Source organism: Agrobacterium sp. LMR679 (assembly GCF_027157905.1).
Classification (GTDB): domain Bacteria; phylum Pseudomonadota; class Alphaproteobacteria; order Rhizobiales; family Rhizobiaceae; genus Agrobacterium; species Agrobacterium leguminum.
In genome coordinates, this window is record NZ_JAPVOJ010000002.1 from 2,301,000 (window position 1) to 2,327,449 (window position 26,450).

The following is a 26,450-nucleotide window of genomic DNA, read 5'->3' on the forward strand; positions in this document are numbered from 1 at the left end:
TCGGGGGAAGAGGCAGGGAAGGGCGGATCACCTCCGCCCTTCAAAACTGACATAGATTGAGGGAGTGAAAGCCATGGCATCGTTTTTTTCCAAAATCCTCTCGGCCTTCGGCTCCGGCCAGCCGTCCTCCGACGCGCCGCAGAAGACGGCCCAGGCGGAGCCGCATGCACATGGCGACTATCTGATCTATGCGACGCCGATCAAGGAAGGCGGCCAGTTCCGCCTGGCGGGCCGCATCGAAAAAAAGGCCGGCGATGAAGTGCTGGTGCATGAATTCGTGCGCGCCGACGTCTTCACCAGCATGGACGATGCGGTTGAGTTCACGATCCGCAAGGCAAAGCTCATCATCGACCAGAACGGCGCATCGCTTTTCCCAGGAAAATGATGACGCATTCTTGCCGCGGATATTAAGATTCCATTGTTTGCTTCGGCCTATCGTCTCTAGAGAGCATGGAGTCGCGCCAATCAACCCGCGCGATATGGATCGATAGGGCATGTGCCGATGCAATGGGCAAATCTGGCCCTCTTTCTGACGGAGGCCATCGTCTATTTTTCGGTAATGACGGCATTCCTTCATTACCGGCATATTCTCGGCATCGGTGTTTTTCTCACCGCGCTGGGCGTCATGCATTTTCTGGAGACCTATCTGGCGGCCGTCTTTTACGTGCAGCTGCCTTTCGGTGTGGCGTCGCCCGGCTCCTCGATCCTTTTTGCCGGCAAGCTGATGATGATCCTCATGCTCTATATGCGGGAGGACGCGGCGGTCGTTCGACAGCCGATCTACGGCCTGTTTCTCGGCAATATAGTGACCGTCATCATGGCGCAGATCATCCGTTTCCATCAGACGGTGGCGATCGTTCCCGGGCAGTCGGTCAGCACCGCATTTCTGGATGACATGGGCGTGTTGATGGTCTGGGGAACCAGCCTGCTTTATATAGACGCCATCGCCATCATCCTGTTTTACGAAAAACTGGGGCGTTATCTGCAGCGCCATATCGTACTGCGCTTTGCGATCTGCGGTGTCGTTATCCTGAGCTTCGATCAGGCGGGTTTTTATGGGGCGCTGCGATTGTTGTTCAACGCCCCTCTCGATGTCTTTTACGACGGCTGGAAGGCGAAGATGGCGGCAGTCGGCATCTATTCGCTGCTGTTTGCCACCTATCTCTGGCTGACATCGGCCAAGGGCCGCTTTCTGACACGCCGCAGCGTTGCCGATGTCTTTAACGATCTCACCTTCAGGGAACGTTACGAGGAGCTTCTGTCCCGCTCCGGACGCGATATGTTGACGGGCGTATCGGACCGCGCCCGCATGGAGCTCGATGCGCCCTCCGTCGTCGTTGAATGCCTGGAGAAAAAGCGGCCGGTCAGCGTGCTGATCGTCGATATCGATCATTTCAAGACCGTCAACGATACGTTCGGACACCTGCAGGGCGATGAGATCTTGCGGGAATTCGCCGCCGTCCTGAAGCGCGCCGTGCAGCCGCTGGGACATCTCTACCGCTTCGGCGGCGAGGAATTCGTGGCCCTCCTGCCGGCGATGACGCATGAAACGGCGCTGGCATTTTCGGATGGTCTCCGGGCCGCGATCCTTGCGGACCTGCAGCGGCCGGACGGTTCGCCGCTGACCGTCAGTATCGGCGTCGCCACCGCTTTCGAGGATGGACAGCTTTTCCGTGCGCTCCTATCGGAGGCCGACGCACGGCTCTATGCGGCAAAAAATAACGGCCGGGACCAGGTCCACGGCCGTTACGGAATGTGGGTCGGCTGATACCGGCAACCCTGGCCGGCATCGCCCAGACATTCGATGTGCCTCAGGCGGCCTGCGCCAGCTCGGCAACCTTGGCTTCAGCGGCAGCCACAGCCTTTTCGACGGCTTCCGGACCGAATGCCAGGCCTTCGACATAGATGACTTCCACATCGGTCATGCCCATGAAGCCGAGAACGGTCTTCAGGTAAGGAACGGCATGGTTCATCGAGACCGCCGGGCCTTCGGAGTAAACGCCGGCGGCAGCCAGAACGATGTAGACCTTCTTGCCGGTGGCGAGGCCGACCGGGCCGGTTTCGGTGTATTTGAAGGTCTGGCCGGCGCGGGCGACATTGTCGATCCACGACTTCAGGCCGGAATAAATGTTAAAATTGATGAGGCCGGTACCGATGACGACGGTATCGGCGGCCAGAAGCTCGGTCACCAGCTTGTCGGAATAATCGGCGGCAACCGCTTCTTCGGCGGTGCGCTGGTCGGGCGCCTTGCGGATGGCGGCGGTCTTGACGGTGTCGAGATGCGGGATCGGGTCAGCTGCGAGATCGCGGTGGACAAGGGTGTTGGAAGCCGACTTCGCCTTCAGCTTGTTTGCGAGTTCACCGGCAAACTTGTTGGAAACCGATTCGTCGCCACGCGGGCTGGAGGTGATGAGAAGAATGTTGGACATGGTCTTTCCTTGCATATGCGATGAATTGACGGGCGCCTTGGGAGGGCGGGAGAGCACGATGCCCTTCCTTTGCGCTCTATATGAAAAATTACTGCCATCAAGAAAACTGTGATAATGTGGAAGCAATCTATCGATGAAATGGATGGGACATGGACGCGAACCCGACCCTCGATCAATTGCAGGTGTTTTTGACGGTTGCCGAGACCGGCAGTTTTTCCGCCGCGTCACGGGCGCTCAATCGTGCCCAGTCGGTGGTCAGCTACACCATCGCCAATCTCGAGGCGCAGCTTGAAGTGACGCTGTTCGAGCGCAGCGGCGTGCGCCAGCCGAAGCTGACGGATGAAGGCCGCGCCATGCTGGAGGATGCAAGGCGCATCGTCGCCGGCCTGCAGGAGATGCGCGCCCGCGCCAAGGGGCTGAAGCAGGGGCTCGAGGCGGAACTCTCGGTCGCCATCAGCACCATGGTGCCGGCGGAGGCCATGGTGGCCGTGCTGAGGGATTTTCGCCAGCAATTCCCAACCGTCACCCTCAGCCTCAATGTCGGCGAGCTGGGCATGGTCATGGAGATGGTGCTCTCCCGCAAGGCAGGTATTGGCATCGGTGGGGCGATGCTGCGACAGGACGATGAACTCGTCGTCGAAAAGGTCGGCCATTCCTTCATGTTGCCGGTCGTTGCGTCGGATCACCCGCTCGCGCAGATCGAGCGGCCGCTGGGCCTTGCCGATGTGCGCGAGGAGGTTCAGCTTGTCGTCACCGATGCATCCGGCCTGACCAAGGGCCGCGATTTTAATGTCCTTTCCTACAAGACATGGCGGGTCAGCGACATCGCCACGAAATACCAGCTCATCAAGGGCGGTCTGGGTTGGGGCGGTCTGCCCGCATCGATCGTCCGTAACGACATCACCAATGGCAGCCTCAAGGCGCTTGAGCTCGAGGCCTATGAACAGGGCGAATATCCGCTCTTTGCGCTGCGGCGGGTCGATTCACCCGCTGGCCCCGCCGGCCAATGGCTTGCCGAAGCATTTCAGCAACGCCTCTCTGCCTGTCCGAACCATAAGGATTTCAACGGGATGCTTGCGGCGCACAAGCAGAGGACCATTTCTGTCGCCGCTGAGTGACATTGTCTAATTATATCTGGACCGAGCGGAGCCACCTTTCCCCGGGCGGGGAGAAGAAACGCGCGGCAACCTCGGCGCTATGCCAGCAAGGCCAATTGACGTGGGCGGGTCGCCTGCCTATACCTAAATCACGGTCAGCAGTTCACCGAGGCATCGCCGTCCCGCAAGGGAAGCTAAACCTGCATTTTTAAAGTTTGACAGCACTTATCCCGTGCCATGTCGGAAGCCGGCGATCAGCGACACCTTTTCGGAATGGCACTTGAGGTTAAGTCATGCCACGTTCGATCCTTTCCATTGATATCGCCGACCTCTCGACTTTCGCCAAATCCGTCCGCGAACAGATCGGCAGGCTGGACCGAAAGCCAAGCCATGTGGAGATGCTCAATCTTCTGAGCCGGGCTGCCGGGTTCCGAAATTTCCAGCATTTGCGAGCCTCACGCGAGCCATCCGATGACAGCGGACCTTCCCGGCCAGAGATGCTGCCGGCAGCTAATGAGGGCCGGGTGCTGAAGACCGTTCGTGTCTTCGATGCCGCCGGCCGCCTGACGCAATGGCCGGCCCGCCGCTCGCAGCAGGAACTGTGCCTCTGGTATCTATGGGCGAAAATTCCCGCCGGGCGGAGCTTTTCAGAGCGCGAATTCAGCAGCTTTCTGGATAGCCTGCACCTGTTCGGGGATGCGGCCATGCTGAGGCGCGACATGGTCGGCCTGAGGCTCATCCGCCGTAACCGCGATGGCAGCGATTATCGGCGCATCGAGCAGAAACCGCCATTGGAACTACCGCTTCTGCTGCGAGCGCTCGGTGGGCGCGATTGAGGGGATAGCCGTCGGTATTGCCGATAGTTTCCATCAAACTCGGCGTCATCCTCGGGCTTGTCCCGAGGATCTGCTACGGATTGATTTTGTTGACGTGGTTAGATCCTTGGGACAAGCCCAAGGATGACGGCAGAGCTTCACCCTGCCGCCAACAGCCGAAGGAGGCCGCAGCCCTCAAAGAACCAGACGGAACTTCGCGAAACCTTCCGCACCGTCGCCGGCATCCTCGATCTTTGCGCCCTTGATATCGGCCGCATAGTGGCGGCCCTTGGGGCCGGTCTCGAAGATCGCCGTGGTATCGGCCACCGGCGCGAAGGACCAGTTGGCATCCGCAGACGGGTTGATGGTGCCCTGATCGATGATATAGCGCACGATCACATCGCGGTTGGTGTCGGGGGCCACGAAGATCACCTTGTCGCCGGCGATATCGGGGAATTTGCCGCCGCCGCTGGCCCGGTAATTATTGGTCGCCACCACGAATTTCTGCTCGGGATCGATCGGCTTGCCTTCAAATTGCAGGTTGACGATGCGGTTGCTGTCCGGGTTGACGGCCTTGCCATCCTTGTCGAATTTCGCCGGTTTGGAAATGTCGATCTGATAGGTCACGCCGTCGATGACATCGAAATTATAGGACGGGAAGTCCGCATTCAGCAGCGGCGCATCCTTTGCGCCGGCCTCGACCGTGTTGAACATGCCGGCCGACATTTCCAGCCAGTTCTTCACCTGCGCGCCGTTGATCAGCACCGCCTGCACCGTGTTGGGGTAGAGGTAAAGATCGGCGACATTCTTGATGGCGATGTCACCGGCGGGGACATCGGTATAATAATCCGCACCGCCGCGACCGCCGGACTTGAAGGGGGCTGCCGCCGAAAGCACGGGCAGATCCTTGTATTGCCCTTCCTTCAGCATGTCCTTGATGTACCAGGTCTGGGCATTGGAGACGATCTGCACGGAAGGATCGTCGGCCACCAGCGCGAAATAGGAATAGAGCGGCGCGGAGGTCTTGCCGACGGGACGGCGCACATAGGCAAGGGCCGCCTCGTGATCGGCCTTGGCGGCGGCGAGGACTTCCGCCTTGTCCGTGAAATCGGCGACGACCTTGCGGTTTTCGTCGCGGTGGTAGATCGGCCGGGCTTCGGAGGTGAAGTCGACGATCTTCCAGCTCTTGCCGTCCTTTTCGAGCAGCAGGTCGATGAGACCCATATGCGAGCCCCAGAAACCGGCCATGACCGCCGGCTTGCCCATCAGCGTGCCCTTGACGGCATCCGCACCCTCGATGCCGTCCCAGGTCTTCGGACCGGGGAAAACCAGATGCTGGTGGCCGGTGAAGATCGCGTCGATGCCTTCGACACCCGCCAGATAAAGCGAGGCGTTTTCCATGCGCTCGGTCTGGCCCTTGCCGTCGATACCGGAATGGGAAAGGGCGATGACGATATCCGCACCTTCCTCCTTCATGACCGGAACCCAGGCTTTTGCCGCCTCGACGATATCGCGCGTCTGCGCCTTGCCCTCGAGGTTCTTGGAATCCCACATCATGATCTGCGGCGGCACGAAGCCGATAATGCCGACCTTGACCGGGCTCGTCACGCCGCCGCCGTCGCGGATCTGCTTTTCCAGAATGACATAGGGCTTGAAGAACAGCTCGTCGTTCTTCGGATCGGAAGCAAGCTGCCCCTTGGTGAGGTTGGCGCAAACATATGGGAAACCCGCACCCGCCAGCGTGTTCGACATATAGTCGAGACCGTAATTGAATTCGTGGTTGCCGAGCGTGCCGCAATCGTAACCCAGCACGTTCATGGCGTTGATCACGGGGTGCTTGTCGCCAGCCTTCATGCCGCGCTCATAGGCGATATAGTCGCCGAGCGGATTGCCCTGCAGGAAGTCGCCATTGTCCACCAGCATCGAGTTTCCGGCTTCGGCGCGGATGGTGTCTATGATCGAGGCGGTGCGCGCCAGTCCCATCGTGTCGTTCGGCTTGTCGGCGTAATAATCATAGGGAAAGACGTGAACATGGATATCGGTCGTTTCCATGATGCGCAGATGCGCCTGGTTGGCCGCCGCACGCGCAGCAAAAGGGTGCAGCATCACCAGCGCCGAGGAGGCTGCGATGCCGCCCAGAAGCGAACGCCGGGTAATGGGATGGAGAGCGAGAAGCGACGACATGGGAACTCCTTCGGATGAAGCTTGCTCTGTCTTGAAAATTGACAGGGTAGAAGCAATCGCAGAGGAGTCCATCACCAAAATGACAGGCCCGTGACAGATGGGCCGGTTTTCAACCGTTTGATAAATTTTTTATCACGGGAGTGCGGCGCAGGTGTCGCCGCACCGGAGAATGCGCATCCTACGTTCTGTGCATTGCTGCGCTCAGGATCAGCGGGCCAGCGTCGGTTTCACTTCCTCGTGGAAGAAGCGGAAATAGGAGGAGAGCTGCGCCAGCGTGTTGGTGGAAAGCTTGAGCTGCAGGCCGAGGCGGTTCATGTGCTGCCATTGCACGACGCCCTCGATGAAGCCGAGATCCTCACTCTGCACCTTGACCCGGCTGCCCTTGGCGGCGGCGAAAGGCCCATCCAGCTCGAGCGCCATTCCGGTGGCGGAAAGATCGACCACACGCCCTCTGGTCGACTGGCTGAAATAATGCACGGTCGCAAAAATCCTGGTCTTGCTGCGGGGCGCGGTCCGTGTCGCCATATTGAGGTTGTTTGTCATTTTGCTGCTCAAATCAATTGTTTCCGATACCTGCATCATGGCGCGGAAAACTTGAGAGCCATTTAGTTCTTCTCTTAAAATTGCATGTAATTGCCGATTATGCTGTGTCGATACGGCACTGATAGCAATTATTGCGGGCGGAGCGCACATGCACATAAGCGACATCCGCGCGTTCCAGAAGGTGTCGCGCGCGCGAAACGATCTCGTCTGTCGCCGTTACCGCGCCGGTGCCGTAGACGATGCGGTCATCGGCTCCATAACCGCGCACGATGTAATCGGGACTGTCCAGCATCGGCGGAATGGCCTGCGTCTGCGGGTAGCGCTCACAGGCGTCGGCATGCAGAAACACCGGCCCCGTTTCCGCATAGGGCTGCAGCGAGGGAAAGGGCCGGTAGGCGAGGATCAGCATCCGTTCGCCTTCGCCGATCTGACGCAGGCAGTGGCGACAGGGCATGTCGCCGGGAGAAACGGCCTTTTCCGGCGGATTGCCATAGGCGTCGGCGGCTCCCGCCCGGTAGGCTTCGGCTTGCCTGGCCGGCATTGCAGTGAAAACGAGATCGTTCATGGTAGAGACCTCCTGGGTTGGGATCGGCGTTGCTTCTTTGCAGCTATGGTCCCGAAACGGATCACTATCCACCCGATTCTTGACAGGCGATGCAACCAGCCCATTGCGTGACTCGTTAGCTTCGGGAATCAGTGACGCTCCTCGTTCCCGGAAGGTCTGATTTTATGTTCCGTCGTTTTCTGGCCGCCGTTCCGCTGGCTTTCGTTTCGTTGACGGCTCCGCTTGAGGCCGAGGCGCAGGTCGCCTCCGGTCTCGATGGTCTGTCCGACGAACAGCTTCAGCAGGCGGTCAATTTCGTCATCGGCAACGCGATCTTCTCGCTTTATCACGAGGGCGCGCGCATGCTGATCTCGGATTTCGGAGCGGCGGAGACGGCAAGTGTGCAGGCCCCGGCCGATCAACTGGCTGGCACGCTCATCCTCCAGGCCAACGAGGAATGGCTCGACACCGCGCTCGTCAATGCCACGGACAGCTGGTATCTGGCGCGTGAGGCGGAGACCTTGCCTGAGCATGAAGCCCCGGTCTTCTCCGCGCTGGTGCCCGACAGGAGCCGCGATCGCAACATGGCCTGCCTGATGGTCGGCCGCGACAAGGACGGTTATGGCGATCTGGCCGCCATGATGGGGCTCAACAATGCCGAATTCGACAAATGCGCCGCCGCCTATCCGGGAGTCGCTTCGGCCTGGGAGAATTTTCTGAGCTCCCACCGCAGCCAGACGCCTTCCAGATTCTCCGTCAGCTACGTGCCGCCGCGCGACCCGGAGCTTGAGCCCTACGCCATCATGATCAAGGAATCGAAGGTTCTCGATCTCATCAGCCGCAGTTTTAGCAGCTATGGCCTGAAGGGGGACGTCAAGTTGACGGCCAAATCCTGCGGCCGTCCCGACGTCTACTGGTCGGCGGAAAAGCGCGAGATCACCTATTGCTATGAACTCGGCAAGTTCCAGGCGGAACTGATTGCCGATCACCTGCTGAACACCGTCACGGAAGACAAGGGCGCTGCCGGCGGGCAAATCCCCACGGCCGCCGTCAATCTGGAACGGGAAATCTGAGGGCCGGACTGCCGGACGCTGGTAATCTGGCTTGCCGATATGGGAGGAGAGTGCCGTGCCGAAGATTGTCGTTCGCAATTTCGCCATCTCGCCTGACGGATACGGCGCGGGGCGAGAAGAGAGCAACTTTTCGAAGGGATGGGTTTGCCTGCACTTGGTTATCTCTGCACGGGAACCGTGGCCGGCGAGGGCGCTACCCATCTGACTATCGACAAAGCGTGAGTGCTGCGTCCCCTTCCGCCGTCATTTCTGTGAACAAGCACGGGAATGAGGCTAGTGAACCGGCGCCCCTCAGTTGCGCAGCGATATCTCCAGAAGCTCGGTATCGGCAAGCGGCTCCACCCAGGCCTCATAGGTGCCGACGGGCGAAAAGCCCATCATCTGGTAAAGCTGCAGCGCGCGCGGATGGTCGAGCGTGTTGGTGGTCACCGTCACCCGTTGCGGATTGTCCTGCCAGGCGGCGTAAAGCGCCTGCAACAGGAACCACTTGCCGACGCCTGCACCGATCGCCTCTTCCAGCAGCCCGAAATAGGACAGCTCGGTCACCTCGTCGCTCGCCTTGTTCAGTTCGAAGAAACCGGCGGGCGCACCGTTCATATAAAGAACCGTGACGCTGTTTTTCGGATCGCGCAGGATGGCGGAAAGCTCGGCATCGCTCATGCGCATGCGCTTTTGCCAGTGCCAGCGTTTCCCCACCCGCCAGTAAAGATAGCGGTAGAAATGCAGGGGAATATTGTTGACCCGCATCAGCGCTGTCTGGATGTTCACGGGAATCGGCAGGCTGACCTTCGGCGGAGCCGTCATTTCGAGCTGCGTAACATGCGCCTTCAGCGGTCCGTGCGACAGTGTGGGGATTGCATCCGCCGGACCGGTAACCACCGGCGTATCCTGCAATCCGCCCCATTCCGACCATGAGCCGTCGTAAAGCGAATTATCCTTGTGACCGAGCGATTCCAGCGCAAGCGTAATAACGGCGGCGGTGACGCCCGAGCCGCAACTGGTGACGACGGGCTTCGAAAGATCGATGCCGGCATCGGTCACCATCTTGCGGATGGCGGTGAGGTCCTTGAAATGGCCGTTTTCGGAAAAGGCCGTCGCAGGCAGGCTGCGCGCACCCGGCATGTGCCCGGAACGCATGCCGGCACGCGGCTCGGCCTCGTCGCCGGTAAAGCGTCCGGCGCCACGGGCATCGGCAATCTGTTTTTCGCCGCTGTCGACAATGCCCCGCATGGCGTCAAGCGAGGTTACGCGCTTTTCGTTGAAATCAGGCGTAAAGGTTGCCGGCTCGATTTCCGGCGTACCGGTTTCAAGCGGCCGGCCTTCGCGTTTCCAGCCATCAAGGCCGCCATCTAGCACATAGGCCTTGCGCACACCCATCACCCGCAGCATCCACCACACGCGCGGCGCGGAAAAGAAGCCGGGGCCATCGTAAACCACGATCGTATCGGTGTCGCTGAGGCCGAGCGCGCCTGCCTGTTCCGCGAAGAATTCCGGCGAGGGCAGGGAATGCGGCAGGCCGGTGGCATGATCGGCGATCTTGTCCTGATCGAAGAACACGGCGCCGGGCAGGTGACCCGCCGCATATTCTTCCGCACCGTTGCGCTTGTGCGCCGGCAGATACCAGGAGGCATCAACGACACGAAACCCGGCCGTGCCGAGCTGTTTTTCCACCCAGTCCGCCGAAACGACGAAACGGCTCTTATCCGTGCTCACGATGTCTCTCCCAATCTCAGGCAACAGCTTCAGGCGCGCCGAAACGAATGCGGAACCGCCTGTTCTCCTTGCCCTTCTTTTCTATCTTGGCAATGTGAATATCGCCCACTTCCTGCGTTTCGGAAACATGGGTGCCGCCGCAGGGTTGGCTGTCGATGCTGGAATTTTCGCCGATGCAGACGAGGCTGACGCGGCCGAGGCCCATCGGCGGGCGCACATTCTTGGATTTGACGATACCCGGATTGGCATGCAGTTCCTCGTCGGTGATCCATTGCAGGAAGACGGGATGGTTGGCTTTTACCAGCTCCATCAGCTTTGCCGTCACCTCATCCTTGTCGATGGTTTCCGACATGTCGAAATCGACACGCGATTCATCCTCGCCGACCGCCGCACCGGTAATCGGCCACTGGCAGACGACAGAGAGCAGATGACAGGCCGTGTGCATTCGCATCAGCTTGTAACGACGCGGCCAGTCCACATGCAGGGTGAGTTTTTCGCCGATATCAGGGGAAGGCTGGCCTTCGAGCGGCACATGGACGATCACGCTCTTGTCGGCACCGTTTCTAGTGATGCCGAGTTCGATGCGCGAACCATCGGCCCGCTCGAGAAACCCGCTATCGCCCGGCTGTCCGCCGGAGGTGGCGTAAAAGCAGGTCTGGTCCAGCTCTATGCCGCCATCCTCATGCACCGCCGTGACGATCGCTTCTGCGGTGGAAAGATAAAAATCGTCACGGAACAGGGCATTCACAGGCATTTCGGCATGTCCTCAAACGGTTTCGTACGGAACCGCAATCTCGCTTTTCGTCGCCAGCCACTGCGGGATCGGAAGTCCCTTGGAACGCAGGAAGTCCGGATTGAAAAGCTTCGACTGATAACGATTGCCGTAGTCGCACAGTATCGTCACGATTGTATGCCCCGGACCGAGCTCGCGGGCAAGGCGGATTGCGCCGGCGATGTTGATGCCGGAGGAGCCGCCGAGGCAAAGCCCTTCCTTCGTCACCAGATCGAACAGAACCGGCAGCGCCTCCGCATCGGAGACGCGGTAGGAAAAGTCAGGCGTAAAGCCTTCCAGATTGGCGGTGATGCGGCCCTGCCCAATGCCCTCGGTGATGGAAGAACCTTCGGACTTCAGGACGCCGTGCTTGTAGAATTCGTAAAGGGCCGCACCTTCAGGGTCGGCAAGGCCGATCTTGATGTCGGGGTTGAAATCGCGCAGGCCATCGGCCACGCCCGCAAGCGTCCCGCCGGAACCGACGGAGCATATGAAGCCGTCGACCTTGCCATCCGTCTGGTCCCAGATCTCCGGGGCAGTCGTTTCGATATGGGCCTGACGGTTGGCGATATTGTCGAACTGGTTGGCCCAGATCGCGCCGTTCTCATCCGTCGCGGCAAGCTGTTTGGCCAGCCGGCCGGAAACCTTCACGTAATTATTCGGGTTGGAATAGGGGGCGGCCGGAACTTCGACCAGCTTGGCGCCGAGAAGCTTCAGCGCATCCTTCTTTTCCTGGCTCTGCGTCTCGGGAATGACGATGACTGTCTTGTAGCCGAGTGCATTGGCGACCAGCGACAGACCGATGCCGGTATTGCCCGCAGTACCCTCCACGATGGTGCCGCCAGGTCGCAGCTGCCCGCGCCGTTCGGCGTCGCGGATGATATAGAGCGCGGCCCGATCCTTCACCGACTGGCCGGGATTGAGGAACTCCGCCTTGCCGAGGATTTCACACCCCGTCGCTTCAGAGGCGGCTTTCAGACGGATGAGCGGCGTGTTGCCGATGGCACTGAGCGCAGAGGAGTGAATGGTCATGATTGAGCCTTCTTGTCTGAGCGGAAATTAGGTGCCGTTATGTCCCGTTACAACCGCTTCAAGGCAAGAAATTATCTTCCCGGCTTTGGCTTAGCCACGCAAAATTTTGCCGATACCCAATTTTATGCGTTCTTCTTGACGTCGGCATAGGCCGCAAGCGCTCTTTCCCGCGCCTTTCCGTGGTCGATGATCGGCAGCGGATAGGTCTTGCCAAGTTCGATGCCCGCTTTCTTCAGCGCCTCTTTCGGTGCTTCGAACGGCTTGTGGATGTATTTCCGCTCGAGCTTTTCCAGCTCCGGTACGAAATGGCGCACATAATCGCCATCGGCGTCGAATTTTTCGCCCTGCAATATGGGGTTGAAGATGCGGAAAAACGGCGAGGCGTCCGCGCCCGAACCCGCCATCCATTGCCAGTTGGCGGCATTGGAGGCCGGGTCCGCATCGACAAGCGTGTCGCGGAACCATTTCTCGCCCTTGCGCCAGTCGATCAGCAGATGTTTGATGAGGAAGGACGCCACGATCATGCGCACCCGGTTGTGCATGGTGCCGTGTTTCCACAATTGCCGCATGCCGGCATCGACGATCGGATATCCCGTCATCCCACGGGTCCACGCCGTGAAGGATTTTTCATCGTCTCGCCAGCGGAAGGCGTCGAAACTGTCGTTCCAGTTCTTCTCGTCCAGTTCGGGAAAGTGAAACAGCAGGTGATAGCAGAATTCCCGCCAGACGATTTCCTTGCGAAAACGGCTGATATCGTTTGAGGCGATGTGTCGGGAAAGCCCCTTCGTCGCATGCCAGACGGTATAAGGCGATATTTCGCCGGACGCGAGATGCGGCGAAAGCAAAGAGGTTGCGTCCTTTGCCGGAAAGTCGCGGCCTTCTTCATAGCCCTTCAAAGCGCCATCGATGAAATCGTCGAGTTTTTCCCGCGCACCGCCTTCGCCGGGAGACCAAATGTCGCCGAAGTGTTTCGCCCAGTCCGGCTTGGTGGGTAAGAGTTTCCAATCGCCAGGCTTTTCCGATTTCGGCCACGTCTTCGGCGCCTTCAGACGCTTCGGTGCATCCGCCGGCGCATGCGGCTCCTCGCCGCCCTCCAGCGCCCGCCAGAAGGGCGTATAGACCCGGTAGGGACCGCCGGATTTCGTCTGCAGCCTCGATGGCTCATGCAGCAGATGGCCGGAAAAGCTGCGGACCGTCAGACCGTCATCCCGAAGCGTCTGTTTCAGCGTCCTGTCCGTCGCCATGCCGGCGGGATCGTATCGGCGGTTCCAGAATGCTGCCTCCGCACCGGTTTCCGATATCAGATGGCGCAACGTCTCGCCGGCGTCGCCGCTGAGAAGCACGAGGCGACTGCCGATTTTCTCCAGTGCGGCGGCGAGGGAGGTGAGGGAGTGATGAAGCCACCATTCCTGTGCGCCGCCCAGCGGGCCGCATGATTTTTCCCTGATATAGACGGGGATGACGGGGCCGCCATGTTCCACGGCGGCAAGCAGGGCGAGATTGTCCGAAAGGCGCAGGTCCTTGCGGAACCAGACGATGACGGGGGAGGCTGTTGTCGGCATGAAAGGACCCGGTTCACTTCCGCTTGAACGAGTGTTGAAACGCTTTGTTCCGCAAATCGGCTAGAATGGAAAGATGGAGGTGCATGGTTTTTCGAGGGTTATTTTTTCGCCCTTGAAACCGCTGATAAAGGGAACCAACTGGAGGAGCCGGCGTTTGTCGCGGGTTAATAGAGCATGGAAGTGCAATCAATGTTGCTGAATGACGTTAAGTGGGAAAAGCCCGTTACCATCTCCCTTGAAAACGGTGCTCCCCGGATTTTCAATGGCGTTTACGAAGCCTTCGATTTTCTCCAGCACGAATGGCCTGAGCGTGGCGACAAGGTGCATGAACAGGCGCTGCGCCTGTGCCGCGCCTCGCTGATGGGCGACGTGGCGGGGGAAATTGCCCGCACGGCCTTCGTTGCCGCCAGCCGGCAGGCGCAGTGCCTTGTGGAAGAGCCGGACAAAATCGCGTCCTGAACGGATTTTCGGAACTGATGTGTATAAGGCCACCCGCCAAAAACGGGTGGCCTTGTTTGTTGAGGAGCAGGAAACGGGTTGTTTCGAATGCGGGATATGGCATCGTGCATGCGAAAAAGCGGATGAGCGACGGCAATGAGCAACCACTACGGCTATATTGTTTTTCCCACAGCCCTCGGCCATTGCGGCCTTGCATGGGCGGGGCGGGGCATCGTGCGTTTGCAATTGCCCGGTTCTGATGCCGGCGAGACCGAAAAACTTCTCCAGAAGCGCCTGCCATCCGCCTCCATCGCCGTTCCCGAAACCCGCACGCGTGAGGTGATTGCAATGATCACCCGTTATTTCGGCGGCGAGGAGATCGATTTTACCGCCGTCGAACTCGATCTCGCCGGGCAGGAGCGGTTTTTCCTCGATGTTTACGCCGTTGCGCGGCAGATCGGCTGGGGCGACACGACGACCTATGGCGGCATCGTAAAAACGCTTGGTCTCGGCATGGAAAAGGCACGCGATGTCGGTCAGGCCATGGCGAAAAATCCGGTGCCGCTGATCATTCCCTGCCACCGGGTTCTCGCCGCCGGCGGCAGGCTTGGCGGCTTCTCCGCACCGGGAGGCACCACCACCAAATTGCGTATGCTGGATCTCGAAAATGCCGGCCGCAGCCGCACTGACGAGGCGCAGGGCAGCCTGTTTTGAAGCAATGACAGATCAGCGCACAGGAATAGGCGTCTGATTTCTGCCCATTTCTCGTCAAATTGTCGCTAAATTGTCACAATACACGGGCGCCCTCTAACATAAGGGCGAGACGTTTGAGAGTATCCGCGTTAATTCTATCGGTTGCCTTGTCTTTTACAGTCGTTGCATCGGCCTCCGCCGGCATGCTGAACCAGGCAGAAAAATACACCGGACTGCATGAGTCCAAGAACAACAAGAGCCTCAAGAACATTCTTGGCGCAAATCCCCGCAGCACCCCATGGTGCGGCCTTTTCCTGCATGCGGTCGCCAGCAAGGCCGGCCGGCAATCTCCCAAATCCTATGGATTTGCGAAGTCGTGGACATCCTTCGGTTATGCCGTGCCCGTCAGTCAAGCGAAGCCCGGCGATGTCGTCGTCATTCGCAACGGCCGTGGTTACCACGCCGGCATTTTGAAGAGCATGAGCGGCAAGACCGCCCAGATCCTCGGCGGCAACCAGTCCGGCCGGGTGCAGGTGTCGAACTTCAACCGCAAGGCCATCGTTTCGGTCCGCCGATAAATCCTCTGACATTTTTGACGGCATTTTTTGATAAAGGCGGGCTTTGACCCGCCTTTTCCATTTTTGGGCCTAGGGTTGCTCTCTGGTGCCAGGTGCTGCGTCGCGCTGGTCGTCGTCCTCAAGGTCTGTGGCGACGATGAAAGCGTCCTCGTGCTGCCTTGCAGCCTGCCGGCGCGCACGCAGGCTCATGCTCTCGTCCGGGTAAATCTCGCCATCTTTGGCTTTCAGCTCGCTGTCTGTTTCGAAACGCGCGACATCATCGTCCTCAATATCAAGCGGTTTGGTTTTCGGCTTCTGCGGGGTGGTCATGAAGCGATCTCCTGCTGGTTTCTGCAGGCCAAACGATCGGCGGACGATGACGGTTCCCTTTCTCGCGGAAATGCTCATTCGTCGCAGGCCAAGGCGGAACTAACTCTGGCTTTTTTTGTTTTTTCAATGGCACAATCAAAACCGGTGCAACGTAAACAGGGAGGTCCGTTATGAGCCATGACCGCGAAGCCGCAATCCGTGAAAAAGCGCGCGCAATATGGGAGAGGGAAGGAAGACCCGACGGGCATCATGAAAGACACTGGATCGAGGCGGAACGGGAGCTTTCCGCAGATGCGGAAGCGGCAAAGTCCAAAAGCGGAAATGGCGTGAAGAAGTCTGCTGCCGAAAAGGCGCCTGCGAAGAAGACGCCAGCGAAAAAGGCAACTCCGGCAAAGGCCAAATCGCCCGCGGTAAAATCGCTTGAGAAAGAGCGGAAATCTACGGACAAGAACAAGGAAGACGATCTCACCGAGAGCCTTGAGGAAAGTTTTCCGGCAAGCGATCCTCCGGCGCTGACCAACGCCACGAAGGCGACGAAGCGGGCGGTCAAGAAGAGCTGATCATTTGACGGCCGGATGATGGGGAAGTCACGACAATCCCCGAGAAGAACGGGGCGAATTGCAGCTGCACTTCGCTCTTCAAAACATGTTTTTGAGAGAAATGGCTCCCCGGGCCGGATTCGAACCGGCGACCTGTCGATTAACAGTCGAATGCTCTACCGCTGAGCTACCAGGGAACGTGCGCTGCTTGGCGCGGTGTGAGCGGGGTAATACAAATGCTTTTCCGATTTGCCAAGCGGTTTTTTCAAAAAAAACGCATTCCTCTTGTTTTATCCCTCCAGAGTCCCGATTTTCCGGGCTTATCGCCGGTGAAAAAATTATCCACAGGCCAGATGCAAAAGGGCAAGATGGAATGAAATTCGGTATCGACCACAGAACGCACCGCCTCCATGTCGGAAAATGGAGCCTTGCCATGCCGCGTTCGCGCGTCGGCAGGATTGCGACGGGCTCGGCGCTGGTGGTGGGCGGAACGCTGGGTTTCCTGCCCGTTCTCGGCTTCTGGATGATTCCACTCGGTCTTATCGTGCTTTCCCACGATTTGCCGGCGGTTCGCCGCCAGCGGCGACGGCTGGCGGTCTGGTGGGCATCGCGGCAGAACCGTCGCGACACCCGCAATGGCGGCGGGCAATAGGCCTTATGCGCCGATGGAGCTGCTGATGCCCTGGCCAGCCCAGAAGGCCGCATAGGCGAGCGCTGCGAAATAAATCGCCGTCAGGCCCAGAAACAGGTAGCCGCCAAGCACGGTGACGCCATCCCTCTGAATCATCCCGGCTGAAAAAAGCAGGATCGCGACGCCTGGAAGGGTGTTGGAGAAGGGAATGAAGCCGAGCGGCATCATCAGCAATACGCCCGCCGTCATCAGCGCAAGCCCGTTTATGCGGTTGGCGATGATGCCGGTCGTCAGCGCGGGAATGCGCGGGCGAATGAAACCGTCGAGCTTGGAGACGATGGCGACGCCTTTTTGAAGGGCTGGAACGAGCTTTGCCGTCTCCATCTGCCGGTCGAGGATTTTCGCCGGCAGCCATGGCAGGCGGTTGAGGGTGATTGCCAGGCTGACAAGGATGATCGCCGCACCAAAGACAGTGCTGACGCCGGGAATGGAAACCGGAATGAGAAAGGGCAGGGAGGCGATTGCGCAGATAAGCAAAAGGCCCTGTTCACCGATCGCTTCCATCAACTCGCGCAACGTGATCGTCTGACCCTGCAGCTTTCCTATCAGCTTCTCAAGCGTCGTGCTGAGCTTTTCAGACGTATCAGTGAATGCGAATTCGTTCGTCATGCGGCTTCCCGGAAGTTGTTTAACTCCGGGATTGATAACATCCATCCGGCCCGATGCCTATCGCCGATAGAAAAGGACCCTCATCACATTTGGTCGCGCGGTTTGCCTGGATCAGTGCGAAACCCAGTTGCTGTAGGCGCCCGCAAGAAGAACCACCAGCAGAATGACAAGTATGACCGGATTGATCGATGTAACGAAGTTTACATAGTCCATGATAACTTCCTCCTCTTTCCTCCACCTTTTATTCTACAGCAAAAAGGCGAGTTCATCTACCGCAGGGTGAAATTTCGCATTGCAACAACCGCCTTGCGGTGAGGGCTGGAAATGCTCGCCTTTATGATTTTTTGCGATGCAAAAATAAATTTTCCAACATTTGCCATTCTCTTGCGTTGTCTCTAATCCTCATTCGGGGTCGGTCTATCCGGCCCGCCGGCAACCGCATGAATCACCGCCGATATGCCTTGGCTCCCGCCTGCCTTCACTCCGCAACACTCTTCCCCGGAGACACGACATGCTGAAAAACATCTATGCCTGGACGATGGCGCTCGCCGCGCGCAAAACCGCCGTGTGGTGGCTGGCAATCGTGGCTTTCGTGGAAAGCTCCATCTTCGTCGTGCCTGCCGATGTGCTTTTCCTGCCCATGGTGCTGGCCAGGCCGAAAAAGGCGATGTTTTATGCGCTTGTGGCAACTGTCGCCTCGGTTCTCGGCGGCATCGCCGGCTGGTTCCTCGGCCACTATGCCTTTGAAAGCATCGCGCGGCCCATTCTCGAATTTTACGGCAAGCTCGACACCTTCGAGCATCTGAAGAACTCCGTGGATTACGAGACCATCGTTCTCCTGTTGGTGACATCGGGGCTCGCGCATCTGCCGCCGATCAAGGTCGTGACGATTCTTTCCGGCGCGGCCAATATCAGCCTTGGCCTGTTCATTCTTTCGGCGGTCGTCACGCGCGGCGCGCGCTTTTTCATCCTTGCCGGATTGCTGCAGAAATACGGGGAATCGGTGCGCCATTTCATCGAAAAACGCCTTGGCGCCATCACCGCGGCAGCGGCCGCCGCACTCATCGCGGTCTATGCGGTTTACGTTTTCGTGCGTTGATCAAGCGCAAATTTTCTACTCTTACAATACTGTCGCATAACTTTCAGCTTACTGTCAGAATCCGCCTGTATCGGTTCTCTCGTCGAATGAGGGAACCGTTTTATTATGACAAGATTCTGGAAGTGCTCCTTTTGGGGCATGGGTATTGCTGTGCTTGCGGCAGGCGGTTATCTCTACGCAATTCAGCTCCTGGGCAATTTTCACGAGGTTGTCGCGGGGCAGCTCTATCGCTCCAACCAGCCGAGCAATGAGCAGCTCGTCCGCTATACCAGGGACCACGGTATCAGGACGGTCATCAATCTGCGCGGCGCGAACGAATCCAAGGCCTGGTATCGCGATGAGGTCGAAACCGCCCGCGAGCTGGGACTTAATCATATCGATTTCGGCATGTCGGCAAGCCAGGAGCTCGACATGAACAGGGTCAACGAACTGGTCGCCATCATGCGCGATGCGCCGAAGCCCATTCTCATTCATTGCAAGGCAGGTGCGGACAGGACAGGCCTCGCCACCGCGCTCTATCTCAGCCGCGTGGCAAAGCTTGACGAGGAACAGGCGGAAAGCCAGCTGTCCTTCCGCTTCGGCCATATCGGCATTCCCTATCTCTCGGAAACTTACGCCATGGACCGGACCTGGGAGAACGCGGAAAAGATGCCCGTCGTCGACGATTTCGCTATCGCCTCCAATGAATATTGAGCAAAGGCTTCGAGCGGATGGTGTAGGCAACGGATGCCGGCGCCGCCTTTGTCTGGACATCCAGCGGGGCCTTAAGCTTGTCGCTTTGCCTTGGCAGCCTTTAGCCGACACGGTGTGGGGTGCCTTGTGCCTGAAGACCTAATCGATCATCTGGCTTGCCAGCATGTGTCAAGGTGCCCAAAAGACGGTGGCAGAGACAATTCTAATTCGGTCCCCCGCCCGGCGTCCATCCGCGCGTATATCCCTTTCCCATAATGGCGACCGCCAGGGAAAGCTGTTCCTGCAGATGCTCGATTTCGCCGAGAAGGGCTTCGACAGCCGCTTTCGCATCGCCGTCATGACACTGGATGACATATCCGGCTATGTCGTCAGGCCGTATGGGGGTGATTTTTTCAGCGTCGGACATATTGGATGACCTCTCTTTTGTTCACTAAATGTTCTAATTTTAGCGGAGAGTCAACAACGTAATGGACGTCGCCCTTTACAGTCCGGCACTGCGGAGTTGAACGTTAGTGGACAGAGGGATCCTCGCCATCCAGAAAGCTGCGAATCCCGTCTTTCTCACACGTGGCCAGGAATTCTTCCCAGGCGTCTTTGTCGGTCGCGAAGGGTTCGTCCCAGGTGGTGACATCGTCATGCTCGCTGATGACTTCGAGCGTCCAATCCTGCTGGGTGCCAGCGGGCCGGTAGATATCAACCAGAACCGTGATACCATCGTCTTCAAACTCGCCCGAGAATTCTGAGTGTTCTATTTTCGTTTTTTTGGCCATCTCGGCACACCTCATTCTCAGGCCTGGACAAACGTACAGCCGAATCCGGTCTTTTTAATTCGCGCATGGCGCGGTTACCAGATAGCTGAAACAAATATAGCCAGCTCTGGGGGAACTGGCTATCTATCTGATTTTAATGGTCGGAGCGGCGGGATTCGAACCCACGACCCCTTGACCCCCAGTCAAGTGCGCTACCGGGCTGCGCTACGCTCCGAACCTGAAAGCCGTTTATATATAAGCCTGTTAGGGCGCAAGCGGAAAATGGTCTTTTCATAAAAAAAGGAGCAAAGGGTGTGGATGGCGCATAGGGGCCGAAGCGGCCCGGATGGGCGGCCGTCAAACGCATGACACATCCTCTTTTCATCATTGCCGGAACAAGCCGCCCGCTTCGGCGTTCAATCGCAGCGGAATTGAAACTCAGGGAGACGAACTATGTCTGAACTCGTCGTTGTTGGTTTTGACGGAACGGAAGTGGCCGACAGGGTGCTTCTGAAGCTTGCAGGCCTCAAAAAGGAATATCTGGTCGATCTGGAAGATGCCGTGGTTGTCGTTCGCGACGAAGATGGCAAGGTGCATCTGAAACAGAGCGTCAATCTGACGGCGATCGGCGCAAGCTCCGGTTTCCTGTCCGGCGGTCTCTGGGGCGGCCTCGTCGGCCTGCTGTTCCTCAATCCGCTGGCGGGATTTGCCATCGGCGGCGCCATCGGTGCCGGCACGGGCGCTCTTGCGGGTTCGCTGACGGATTTCGGTATCGATGACGATTTCATCAAATCGCTCGGCGAGACCATTCCCAACGGTTCTTCGGCGCTGTTCGTGCTGATCCGCAAGGTGCAGCCGGAAAAGGTGCTGGCGGAATTCGAAGGCCTGCGCGGGCGGGTCATCAAGACGTCGCTGTCGCCGGCGCAGGAAGCGCAGTTGCAGAAGGCGCTTTCCGGCGGAGCCGAACCGGCTGCCGCGCCTGCCGTCTGAGCAGACGATGAAAGCGAGGCTGCGGCATGTTCCATGTCGCAGCCATCCGTTCAAGCATCGGGGAATTCGGCTTATACGGTCAAAGTGCCGTTTTTCGCCTGCGGCCAGGTGAGATAATAATAGCGGCTGCCGACGCTGCCGAAAAACGCGTTGTCGCCGGAAATGGTATCGACATAGGCGCCGGCTTCGCTTCTCGCATAGGCCGAGCCGTCGCGCTTGAGATGGTCTTTCAGAAAGTCGCTCCATCCCGTCATGGCTATATCCGTGGCCGGTCTGGAGGTGGTTTCTGTATCGGAGGCCACATCCCAGGCCTTGATTTGCGCACCCTCGGCGGGATCGGAGACGGTCAGCGTGCCGGCCGTCAAAGCCTCCAGCATGGCCTTGGCCTGCGAAGCCTTGTCCGGATCCGTGGTCAGTTCTTCCAGCGTCTCCTTCAGCTCCTTCATGAAATCGGCCCTGGTAATATCGCCGGAAGAAAGCTGGGTATCCGTGTCGTCGGTCTGCGTATCCTCGCTCTCGGTCTGGGCATATTGCGCCAGAAGCTGCGTGAGCCGCGTGTTGGTGGAAGACGAGGAGGAAGAGGTGTCCAGCCCGTAGGAATCGAGGAGAGACGTCCGCGTCGAGGAGGAGGATGTGGCGGCGGAATTGTCTTCCTGCTCCTTGATGGCCTTGAGGGCCAGTCTGGTGGCGGTGAGGCGTGTGGACAGGTCGATGGAGGAGACCATTGCGCTAGCTGTTTCCTTGATCGGGCGATACGCATCATTCGTATCGAACCGGCTCGGCGGGCATCGATCCCGCTTTTCGTCTCCTCTCATAAGAAGACCGGGCGAATCCCGGCCATGTTCGGCTTGGGATGCACCCGGTCTTAATGGCCGGACTTTGCGCGACGCTTGCGGATTAGTTCTCCTGAACGGAGACGCCGTTGGGGCCGATATTCATCTCGATCCCCTTCGGCTTGCTTTCCTCGTGCCAGACATAGATGCCAAGGCCTGCGATGACCACGATGAGCGCGCCGATGATGAGATAGAGATTATTGGTCTGCGTCATTAAGATGTCTCCCCGTTTGACAATCAGAATCCGGGGCTAAACGCATGAAATGGCGTAAGGTTCCGTAAGGGCAAGCGTTTTAGGCGGCACGCGTGCGGCGGCGCAGGCTTTCGCGTTTTTCAAGCGCCATGCATCCCCACAATATGCCGAGCAGCAGGAAGAAATGTCGCCAGTGGTCGGTATCGATGACGGCGCCGATCATCACATGCCCGACGAAGGTTACCCAGGAAATGATGAGGAACGGCTGCCAGGGCCGTGGCCGCAGCAGATGCCTGAAACCGGCGGCGATGGTCCAGCAGATCAACACGAGATAGATCACGAAACCGAACCAGCCATGCGTCGTCAGGCTCTTCAGCCAGATATTATGTTCGGCGGCGGGAAAGATATTGTCGAACACCATGGGGCCGATGCCGAGCGGGTGTTCCATGGCGAGCAGAAAACCGAGATAGTGGCGGGCAAAACGCCCGAGATGGCCGCCATCATAAGATTGTACCGCCGAAGCGCGGCTGGAGAACAGATCCGCCACCTGCTTGAACTGCAGCGCAATGATGACCGCCGCGACCATCAGCCCGGCGGCGACGAGAAACAGCACGAGAATCTTCAGGCGAAACGCAGCCGTGCGCTCCTTCAGCAGCATCACGAAGACGAGGAGGATGGTGGCGAACAGAAACAGGCCCCAGGCCGCGCGCGAGAACGACAGGAACACGGCAAGCGACAGAATGAGCAGCCCGGCGATCCGCCAGGGCGCATGCATCGCCTTGCCGGTGAGAAGGCCGTAAATGAGGTAAAGCGAGGGCGTCACCAGAAACGGGCCGAAAACATTCGGGTCCTGAAAGGCGCCCTTAGCGCGGTCGTAAAGGGTGAAGACCTCGAAACCCGGAATGGCGTGGAAATATCCGATGATGCCGAGCAGGGCGGTGATCAGCGCCGCCGCAAGCCAGGCCCGGAAAATCAAAAGCAGCCGCTGGTATTTGTCCTCGATGATCGCCGCATAAAAAACCGAGGTCAGCGCCAGAAAGGTCGAGACGGCGAGATAAAGCGGCCCCTCATCCAGATCGGCCATGGTGGTGAGCGAAAGATAACCGCCGACATTGAAGGCAAGCAGCAGGCACAGAAGCAGGACGACGGTGCGCGAAAGGCGGAGGCCGAGCAGGAACCACAGGGCCACCTGTCCCACCATCATCAGCTCATAGGGCGCCGGCTCGGAAATGACGAAACCGGAAAGGAACACGCCGAATGCGATGAAGAACGAACCGACGAGCCGCATGGCGGCCAGCGGCGCGTCGAAATCCGGTGCGTGCTGGTAGCCGGTGTGGGTCAATAGGCGTTTTCCGATTTCAACAGCCGTATCGGCGTGAGGAACAGGATTTTCAGATCGAGGAACAGCGACCAGTTCTCGATGTAGTAGAGATCGTATTCGGTGCGGAACTTGATCTTGTCGCCATGGTCGATCTCGCCGCGCCAGCCGTTGATCTGCGCCCAGCCGGTGACACCGGGCTTGACCTTGTGGCGCGCGAAATAGTGCTCCACCACCTCGGTATATTTCAGGTCGCCCGTCTGGGCATGAACGGCATGCGGACGCGGCCCGACGAGAGAAAGATCGCCATAAAGAACGTTGAAAAGCTGCGGCAGCTCGTCCATCGAGGATTTGCGCAGGAAGCGGCCGACGGGCGTGACGCGCGGGTCATTCTTCGTCACGGCCTTTTTCGCGGTCGGATCGCTGAGTTCCGTATACATGGAACGGAACTTCCAGACGTTGATCGTCTCATTGTTGAAACCGTGGCGCTTCTGCTTGAAAAGGACAGGGCCTTTCGAGGTTGTTTTCACGGCAATTCCCGCGCCCACCATCACCGGCCACAAAAGGGCGATGCCGATGAGGCTGAAGGTGATGTCGAACACCCGTTTCGCCACTGAATCCCAGTCGCGGATCGGCTTGTCGAACACATCGAGCATCGGCACCTTGCCGACATGGGAATAGGCGCGGGGGCGGAAACGCAATTTATTGGCATGCGCCGCGATGCGGATATCGACCGGCAGCACCCACAGCTTACGCAGAAGCTGGAGAATGCGCGCCTCGGCGCTGAGCGGCAGGGCGATGATCAGCATGTCCAGCTTCGTCAGGCGGGCAAATTCCACCAGCTCCGCGAAGGTGCCAAGCTTGGGATAACCGGCGACAACTTCGGGAGAACGGGCGCTTTTCCGGTCATCGAAGATCCCGCAGATGCGGATATCGTTATCGGACTGCTGCTCCAGCGAGCGGATGAGGTCCTTGGCGGTATCGCCGCCGCCGACGATGACGGCACGGCGTTCCATGACGCCGTTGCGGCCCCAGTGGCGAATGGCGAAGCCGAGGATCAGCCGTCCGGCGAAGATCGCCACCGCACCCGTTGCATACCAGATGCCGAAGGCCTGCCAGGAATGCAGCGCATCGGGAAAGAAGAGGAGAAGGAAACAGGCAATTCCCACGAAGGAGAGGCAGACGGCGCCCTGAATGCGGGCGAACATCTTCAGCGGCGTGCGCAGCGTCGGAAGCTGATAGCAGTCACCGGCCTGCAACAGAAACACGCAGAGCGCCGCCCCCAGCACGCCGCCGCCGAAAACCGACAGGAAGGTTTCGAGACCGCGATCGGCTGCTATGCCGTTGACGATGGCGGCGATGACGACGAGCATCGTGAATTCGAGAAGCCGCAATTGCCCGATCACCATGTTGGGCGAATGGTTGCCGGCGCGAAGCTGGTTGGCGATCTGCCGTGCAAGCGGATTGAGAACGACGGTTTCTGAGGCCGAAGCCCCGCCGGCTTCATGGTCGGAGAGTTTCTTGCGCAATGACGCCAGATCAAATTGCAGTCTGTCCTTGTCAGTCTTGGTCATTGCCTTGGTCCGCACCCTCCAGCGCATCGGCCTTAAAATCGCATTGGATTTTCGACCGGAACGATGCGCAACCTCAAAGTGGTAGAGCGCCCTTTGTGCATCCGAATGGACGCGCGGCGCTCTACGAGCAGAAAACTAGCCGAAACATGCTAAGAAACGTTTATGATGAGTTTCTACAGGACGGCCGGAATATACAATTAAAAATCGTGTTTTCGAAATGACTATCAGGTCGATAACAGGTCGCGATAGAGTTTCATCATCTCATCCGCCATGACCGGGGTTGAAAATTTCGCCTTGAAACTGTCCGGGCGAGGCATGATCCGCTGCGCCCAGCCGGCATCCTCGGCATCCTTGACCATGATCCGGGCCAGCGCATCGGCGTCGCCAGCCGGTACGAGCGCCTCGCTGTCTTCTCCAAGGACTTCGGGAATGCCGCCGACATGCGAGGCAATGACCGTTTTTCCCGCCGCAAGCGCTTCGAGCACGATATAGGGCATGGCTTCGGCGCGCGACGGCACCACCACTGTCGTTGCCAGTTCGAAGGCCTGCCTGGCGGGCATGGCCGCATGCATGGAAATCCGTCGGGAAAGCCCTGCCTTGTCGATCATAGCCGCATATTTGTCCCTGTCCGGTCCGTCGCCGACGATCACGCCGGTCATCGGCTGGCCGATGCTGCGTTCCATTTTTGCAAATGCCCTGATGAAGACATCCGGTCCCTTGAGGTCGCGCAACATGCCGATATAGAGAAAACGGGCGGCATCTTCGCGGGCGGGTACGGTCTCGAACTCGCTTTCCTGCACGCCGTTATAGATCATCGCGGTGCGGGTGCGTGGCCTGCCGACCTTGGCTTCGTAAGTCGCCTGCTCGAAATTGCAGACGAAACAGAGCGCATCGGTGAAGTGCTCCTGAAACCGCTCCAGCCGCAGGAAAAGCTGCCCCTTCAGGCTGTTTCGGGCGTAATGCAGGCTGCCGCCATGCGGTGAATAGAGGCGGGCTACGCGATACCTGTTCGCCCGCAGGAGTGAGCCGATCAGCCGGGCAAGAGCGCCACCCTTGGCGCTGTGCCCGTGCAGAATGTCCGGCCGCAAACTTTTGATGTGCCTGTATGACTTGTAGAGCGCCGGCAGATCGCCGGGGCTGATGGACCGCCGGATGGGCAGGCGGATGAGGCCAAGCTCCAGCATCGGGGTGATCTGTGCGAAAAGCCGTTCCTCATGCGCGCCGCCGGTGGAGCTGTCGCAGACGATGCCGACCTTGTGGCCCTGTTTCACATGTTCTTCGATGAGGTCGCGCACATGGCGGAAGACACCGCCCACGGGAGAGCGGAAGCAGTGAATGATGCGCAGGGGAGGGCCGTCATCCGACACGTTCGCCACTCCG

General features: G+C 58.9%; 30 protein-coding genes and 2 tRNA genes. 13 read left to right on the plus strand and 19 right to left on the minus strand.

The window, feature by feature from the left end:
* Nucleotides 1–73: 73 nt before the first annotated feature.
* Together O3W47_RS21885 and O3W47_RS21890 are read left to right on the plus strand one after the other, a co-directional pair.
* Nucleotides 74–385: an HlyU family transcriptional regulator gene (locus O3W47_RS21885; protein WP_020811123.1), complete on the plus strand. Its 312-nt coding sequence runs from the start codon at nt 74–76 to the stop codon at nt 383–385.
* Between the two features lie 117 nt (nt 386–502).
* Entirely contained in the window at nt 503–1,768 is a 1,266-nt protein-coding gene (locus O3W47_RS21890; protein WP_269314594.1) for a GGDEF domain-containing protein, read from the plus strand.
* A 43-nt stretch (nt 1,769–1,811) separates the two neighbouring features.
* On the opposite strand, the gene O3W47_RS21895 is transcribed toward O3W47_RS21890, so the two are convergent.
* The gene (locus O3W47_RS21895; RefSeq protein WP_003521585.1) at nt 1,812–2,429 is read right to left on the minus strand and encodes an FMN-dependent NADH-azoreductase; all 618 of its coding nucleotides are present in this window, start codon (nt 2,427–2,429) and stop codon (nt 1,812–1,814) included.
* Between the two features lie 149 nt (nt 2,430–2,578).
* On the opposite strand from O3W47_RS21895, the gene O3W47_RS21900 reads away from it, so the two are divergent.
* Nucleotides 2,579–3,547 (plus strand): LysR family transcriptional regulator, encoded by a 969-nt coding sequence (locus tag O3W47_RS21900; protein ID WP_080852258.1) that lies wholly within the window; start codon nt 2,579–2,581, stop codon nt 3,545–3,547.
* A 272-nt stretch (nt 3,548–3,819) separates the two neighbouring features.
* Complete coding sequence (locus O3W47_RS21905) at nt 3,820–4,362, plus strand: DUF2087 domain-containing protein (protein WP_269314595.1); 543 nt, start codon at nt 3,820–3,822, stop codon at nt 4,360–4,362.
* 174 nt (nt 4,363–4,536) lie between these two features.
* On the opposite strand, the gene O3W47_RS21910 is transcribed toward O3W47_RS21905, so the two are convergent.
* The 3 genes from O3W47_RS21910 to O3W47_RS21920 all read right to left on the minus strand — a co-directional run bounded on the left by O3W47_RS21910 (nt 4,537) and on the right by O3W47_RS21920 (nt 7,633).
* Nucleotides 4,537–6,525: a bifunctional 2',3'-cyclic-nucleotide 2'-phosphodiesterase/3'-nucleotidase gene (locus O3W47_RS21910; RefSeq protein WP_059752563.1), complete on the minus strand. Its 1,989-nt coding sequence runs from the start codon at nt 6,523–6,525 to the stop codon at nt 4,537–4,539.
* A 207-nt stretch (nt 6,526–6,732) separates the two neighbouring features.
* On the minus strand, nt 6,733–7,068 hold the full coding sequence (locus O3W47_RS21915) for a PilZ domain-containing protein (protein ID WP_003502271.1): 336 nt from the start codon (nt 7,066–7,068) through the stop codon (nt 6,733–6,735).
* A gap of 97 nt (nt 7,069–7,165) precedes the next feature.
* The gene (locus tag O3W47_RS21920) at nt 7,166–7,633 is read right to left on the minus strand and encodes a DUF1203 domain-containing protein (RefSeq protein ID WP_269314596.1); all 468 of its coding nucleotides are present in this window, start codon (nt 7,631–7,633) and stop codon (nt 7,166–7,168) included.
* A 164-nt stretch (nt 7,634–7,797) separates the two neighbouring features.
* Between O3W47_RS21920 and O3W47_RS21925 the strand changes: the two genes are divergently transcribed.
* Nucleotides 7,798–8,685: a DUF4344 domain-containing metallopeptidase gene (locus O3W47_RS21925; protein ID WP_269314597.1), complete on the plus strand. Its 888-nt coding sequence runs from the start codon at nt 7,798–7,800 to the stop codon at nt 8,683–8,685.
* Between the two features lie 291 nt (nt 8,686–8,976).
* Here O3W47_RS21925 and sseA read toward each other — a convergent pair whose 3' ends face one another.
* The 4 genes from sseA to O3W47_RS21945 form a co-directional block, all read right to left on the minus strand.
* On the minus strand, nt 8,977–10,398 hold the full coding sequence (gene sseA / locus O3W47_RS21930) for a 3-mercaptopyruvate sulfurtransferase (RefSeq protein ID WP_137003330.1): 1,422 nt from the start codon (nt 10,396–10,398) through the stop codon (nt 8,977–8,979).
* Nucleotides 10,399–10,414: 16 nt separating this feature from the next.
* Nucleotides 10,415–11,152: an alanyl-tRNA editing protein gene (locus O3W47_RS21935; protein ID WP_269314598.1), complete on the minus strand. Its 738-nt coding sequence runs from the start codon at nt 11,150–11,152 to the stop codon at nt 10,415–10,417.
* Between the two features lie 12 nt (nt 11,153–11,164).
* A complete protein-coding gene (locus O3W47_RS21940) occupies nt 11,165–12,202 on the minus strand; it encodes a cysteine synthase A (RefSeq protein WP_020810800.1) in 1,038 nt (345 codons plus the stop codon).
* Nucleotides 12,203–12,324: 122 nt separating this feature from the next.
* Entirely contained in the window at nt 12,325–13,764 is a 1,440-nt protein-coding gene (locus tag O3W47_RS21945; RefSeq protein WP_269314599.1) for a cryptochrome/photolyase family protein, read from the minus strand.
* A gap of 189 nt (nt 13,765–13,953) precedes the next feature.
* On the opposite strand from O3W47_RS21945, the gene O3W47_RS21950 reads away from it, so the two are divergent.
* The 3 genes from O3W47_RS21950 (at nt 13,954) to O3W47_RS21960 (ending at nt 15,473) form a co-directional block, all read left to right on the plus strand.
* Nucleotides 13,954–14,223: a DUF982 domain-containing protein gene (locus tag O3W47_RS21950; protein ID WP_162936678.1), complete on the plus strand. Its 270-nt coding sequence runs from the start codon at nt 13,954–13,956 to the stop codon at nt 14,221–14,223.
* A 135-nt stretch (nt 14,224–14,358) separates the two neighbouring features.
* The gene (locus O3W47_RS21955) at nt 14,359–14,916 is read left to right on the plus strand and encodes a methylated-DNA--[protein]-cysteine S-methyltransferase (protein WP_078054041.1); all 558 of its coding nucleotides are present in this window, start codon (nt 14,359–14,361) and stop codon (nt 14,914–14,916) included.
* Between the two features lie 113 nt (nt 14,917–15,029).
* Nucleotides 15,030–15,473, plus strand: coding sequence for a TIGR02594 family protein (locus O3W47_RS21960; protein ID WP_080817213.1), 444 nt, complete (start codon nt 15,030–15,032; stop codon nt 15,471–15,473).
* Nucleotides 15,474–15,542: 69 nt separating this feature from the next.
* Here the strand turns inward: O3W47_RS21960 and O3W47_RS21965 are convergent, their stop codons facing one another.
* Nucleotides 15,543–15,782, minus strand: a complete 240-nt coding sequence (locus O3W47_RS21965; protein ID WP_080817212.1) for a hypothetical protein — start codon at nt 15,780–15,782, stop codon at nt 15,543–15,545.
* Between the two features lie 170 nt (nt 15,783–15,952).
* On the opposite strand from O3W47_RS21965, the gene O3W47_RS21970 reads away from it, so the two are divergent.
* A complete protein-coding gene (locus O3W47_RS21970) occupies nt 15,953–16,342 on the plus strand; it encodes a DUF2934 domain-containing protein (protein ID WP_137003339.1) in 390 nt (129 codons plus the stop codon).
* Nucleotides 16,343–16,443: 101 nt separating this feature from the next.
* Here O3W47_RS21970 and O3W47_RS21975 read toward each other — a convergent pair.
* A tRNA-Asn gene (locus O3W47_RS21975) sits at nt 16,444–16,518 on the minus strand.
* 176 nt (nt 16,519–16,694) lie between these two features.
* On the opposite strand from O3W47_RS21975, the gene O3W47_RS21980 reads away from it, so the two are divergent.
* The gene (locus O3W47_RS21980) at nt 16,695–16,973 is read left to right on the plus strand and encodes a hypothetical protein (RefSeq protein ID WP_080817210.1); all 279 of its coding nucleotides are present in this window, start codon (nt 16,695–16,697) and stop codon (nt 16,971–16,973) included.
* A 3-nt stretch (nt 16,974–16,976) separates the two neighbouring features.
* On the opposite strand, the gene O3W47_RS21985 is transcribed toward O3W47_RS21980, so the two are convergent.
* Complete coding sequence (locus O3W47_RS21985; protein WP_003521567.1) at nt 16,977–17,621, minus strand: exopolysaccharide biosynthesis protein; 645 nt, start codon at nt 17,619–17,621, stop codon at nt 16,977–16,979.
* A gap of 511 nt (nt 17,622–18,132) precedes the next feature.
* Here O3W47_RS21985 and O3W47_RS21990 point away from each other — a divergent pair.
* On the plus strand, nt 18,133–18,720 hold the full coding sequence (locus O3W47_RS21990) for a YqaA family protein (protein ID WP_269314600.1): 588 nt from the start codon (nt 18,133–18,135) through the stop codon (nt 18,718–18,720).
* Nucleotides 18,721–18,858: 138 nt separating this feature from the next.
* Nucleotides 18,859–19,413, plus strand: coding sequence for a dual specificity protein phosphatase family protein (locus O3W47_RS21995; protein WP_162936677.1), 555 nt, complete (start codon nt 18,859–18,861; stop codon nt 19,411–19,413).
* A 202-nt stretch (nt 19,414–19,615) separates the two neighbouring features.
* Here O3W47_RS21995 and O3W47_RS22000 read toward each other — a convergent pair whose 3' ends face one another.
* From O3W47_RS22000 to O3W47_RS22010, 3 genes are all read right to left on the minus strand, one after another.
* Nucleotides 19,616–19,819: a hypothetical protein gene (locus O3W47_RS22000; RefSeq protein WP_080817208.1), complete on the minus strand. Its 204-nt coding sequence runs from the start codon at nt 19,817–19,819 to the stop codon at nt 19,616–19,618.
* 103 nt (nt 19,820–19,922) lie between these two features.
* Nucleotides 19,923–20,183: a hypothetical protein gene (locus tag O3W47_RS22005; RefSeq protein WP_020811146.1), complete on the minus strand. Its 261-nt coding sequence runs from the start codon at nt 20,181–20,183 to the stop codon at nt 19,923–19,925.
* A gap of 137 nt (nt 20,184–20,320) precedes the next feature.
* A tRNA-Pro gene (locus O3W47_RS22010) sits at nt 20,321–20,397 on the minus strand.
* A 218-nt stretch (nt 20,398–20,615) separates the two neighbouring features.
* Between O3W47_RS22010 and O3W47_RS22015 the strand changes: the two genes are divergently transcribed.
* Nucleotides 20,616–21,152, plus strand: a complete 537-nt coding sequence (locus tag O3W47_RS22015) for a DUF1269 domain-containing protein (protein WP_003521556.1) — start codon at nt 20,616–20,618, stop codon at nt 21,150–21,152.
* Nucleotides 21,153–21,223: 71 nt separating this feature from the next.
* On the opposite strand, the gene O3W47_RS22020 is transcribed toward O3W47_RS22015, so the two are convergent.
* The 5 genes from O3W47_RS22020 to uppD form a co-directional block, all read right to left on the minus strand.
* Nucleotides 21,224–21,877 carry a hypothetical protein gene (locus O3W47_RS22020; protein WP_269314601.1) on the minus strand — a complete coding sequence of 218 codons (654 nt, stop codon included), beginning with the start codon at nt 21,875–21,877 and terminating at the stop codon, nt 21,224–21,226.
* A 172-nt stretch (nt 21,878–22,049) separates the two neighbouring features.
* Entirely contained in the window at nt 22,050–22,199 is a 150-nt protein-coding gene (locus tag O3W47_RS22025; RefSeq protein WP_003521552.1) for a hypothetical protein, read from the minus strand.
* A gap of 79 nt (nt 22,200–22,278) precedes the next feature.
* Entirely contained in the window at nt 22,279–23,520 is a 1,242-nt protein-coding gene (gene uppF, locus O3W47_RS22030; RefSeq protein WP_174024986.1) for a polysaccharide biosynthesis O-antigen ligase family protein UppF, read from the minus strand.
* Nucleotides 23,517–25,070 carry a polysaccharide biosynthesis glycosyltransferase UppE gene (gene uppE, locus O3W47_RS22035; protein ID WP_080852228.1) on the minus strand — a complete coding sequence of 518 codons (1,554 nt, stop codon included), beginning with the start codon at nt 25,068–25,070 and terminating at the stop codon, nt 23,517–23,519. The genes uppF and uppE overlap by 4 nt, the downstream gene beginning before the upstream one ends.
* A gap of 224 nt (nt 25,071–25,294) precedes the next feature.
* Nucleotides 25,295–26,437, minus strand: coding sequence for a polysaccharide biosynthesis type 4 glycosyltransferase UppD (uppD, locus tag O3W47_RS22040; RefSeq protein WP_174024981.1), 1,143 nt, complete (start codon nt 26,435–26,437; stop codon nt 25,295–25,297).
* Between the last annotated feature and the right edge of the window lie 13 nt (nt 26,438–26,450).

Excerpts from the sequence above, each read along its gene's own strand:
- O3W47_RS21885 (WP_020811123.1), top strand. The coding sequence starts at position 74 with ATGGCATCGTTTTTTTCCAAAATCCTCTCGGCCTTCGGCTCCGGCCAG.
- O3W47_RS21890 (WP_269314594.1), top strand. The coding sequence starts at position 503 with ATGCAATGGGCAAATCTGGCCCTCTTTCTGACGGAGGCCATCGTCTAT.
- O3W47_RS21895 (WP_003521585.1), bottom strand. The coding sequence starts at position 2,429 with ATGTCCAACATTCTTCTCATCACCTCCAGCCCGCGTGGCGACGAATCG.
- O3W47_RS21900 (WP_080852258.1), top strand. The coding sequence starts at position 2,579 with ATGGACGCGAACCCGACCCTCGATCAATTGCAGGTGTTTTTGACGGTT.
- O3W47_RS21905 (WP_269314595.1), top strand. The coding sequence starts at position 3,820 with ATGCCACGTTCGATCCTTTCCATTGATATCGCCGACCTCTCGACTTTC.
- O3W47_RS21910 (WP_059752563.1), bottom strand. The coding sequence starts at position 6,525 with ATGTCGTCGCTTCTCGCTCTCCATCCCATTACCCGGCGTTCGCTTCTG.
- O3W47_RS21915 (WP_003502271.1), bottom strand. The coding sequence starts at position 7,068 with ATGACAAACAACCTCAATATGGCGACACGGACCGCGCCCCGCAGCAAG.
- O3W47_RS21920 (WP_269314596.1), bottom strand. The coding sequence starts at position 7,633 with ATGAACGATCTCGTTTTCACTGCAATGCCGGCCAGGCAAGCCGAAGCC.
- O3W47_RS21925 (WP_269314597.1), top strand. The coding sequence starts at position 7,798 with ATGTTCCGTCGTTTTCTGGCCGCCGTTCCGCTGGCTTTCGTTTCGTTG.
- O3W47_RS21935 (WP_269314598.1), bottom strand. The coding sequence starts at position 11,152 with ATGCCTGTGAATGCCCTGTTCCGTGACGATTTTTATCTTTCCACCGCA.
- O3W47_RS21940 (WP_020810800.1), bottom strand. The coding sequence starts at position 12,202 with ATGACCATTCACTCCTCTGCGCTCAGTGCCATCGGCAACACGCCGCTC.
- O3W47_RS21945 (WP_269314599.1), bottom strand. The coding sequence starts at position 13,764 with ATGCCGACAACAGCCTCCCCCGTCATCGTCTGGTTCCGCAAGGACCTG.
- O3W47_RS21950 (WP_162936678.1), top strand. The coding sequence starts at position 13,954 with ATGTTGCTGAATGACGTTAAGTGGGAAAAGCCCGTTACCATCTCCCTT.
- O3W47_RS21955 (WP_078054041.1), top strand. The coding sequence starts at position 14,359 with ATGAGCAACCACTACGGCTATATTGTTTTTCCCACAGCCCTCGGCCAT.
- O3W47_RS21965 (WP_080817212.1), bottom strand. The coding sequence starts at position 15,782 with ATGACCACCCCGCAGAAGCCGAAAACCAAACCGCTTGATATTGAGGAC.
- O3W47_RS21970 (WP_137003339.1), top strand. The coding sequence starts at position 15,953 with ATGAGCCATGACCGCGAAGCCGCAATCCGTGAAAAAGCGCGCGCAATA.
- O3W47_RS21980 (WP_080817210.1), top strand. The coding sequence starts at position 16,695 with ATGAAATTCGGTATCGACCACAGAACGCACCGCCTCCATGTCGGAAAA.
- O3W47_RS21985 (WP_003521567.1), bottom strand. The coding sequence starts at position 17,621 with ATGACGAACGAATTCGCATTCACTGATACGTCTGAAAAGCTCAGCACG.
- O3W47_RS21990 (WP_269314600.1), top strand. The coding sequence starts at position 18,133 with ATGCTGAAAAACATCTATGCCTGGACGATGGCGCTCGCCGCGCGCAAA.
- O3W47_RS21995 (WP_162936677.1), top strand. The coding sequence starts at position 18,859 with ATGGGTATTGCTGTGCTTGCGGCAGGCGGTTATCTCTACGCAATTCAG.
- O3W47_RS22000 (WP_080817208.1), bottom strand. The coding sequence starts at position 19,819 with ATGTCCGACGCTGAAAAAATCACCCCCATACGGCCTGACGACATAGCC.
- O3W47_RS22005 (WP_020811146.1), bottom strand. The coding sequence starts at position 20,183 with ATGGCCAAAAAAACGAAAATAGAACACTCAGAATTCTCGGGCGAGTTT.
- O3W47_RS22015 (WP_003521556.1), top strand. The coding sequence starts at position 20,616 with ATGTCTGAACTCGTCGTTGTTGGTTTTGACGGAACGGAAGTGGCCGAC.
- O3W47_RS22020 (WP_269314601.1), bottom strand. The coding sequence starts at position 21,877 with ATGGTCTCCTCCATCGACCTGTCCACACGCCTCACCGCCACCAGACTG.
- O3W47_RS22025 (WP_003521552.1), bottom strand. The coding sequence starts at position 22,199 with ATGACGCAGACCAATAATCTCTATCTCATCATCGGCGCGCTCATCGTG.
- uppE (WP_080852228.1), bottom strand. The coding sequence starts at position 25,070 with ATGACCAAGACTGACAAGGACAGACTGCAATTTGATCTGGCGTCATTG.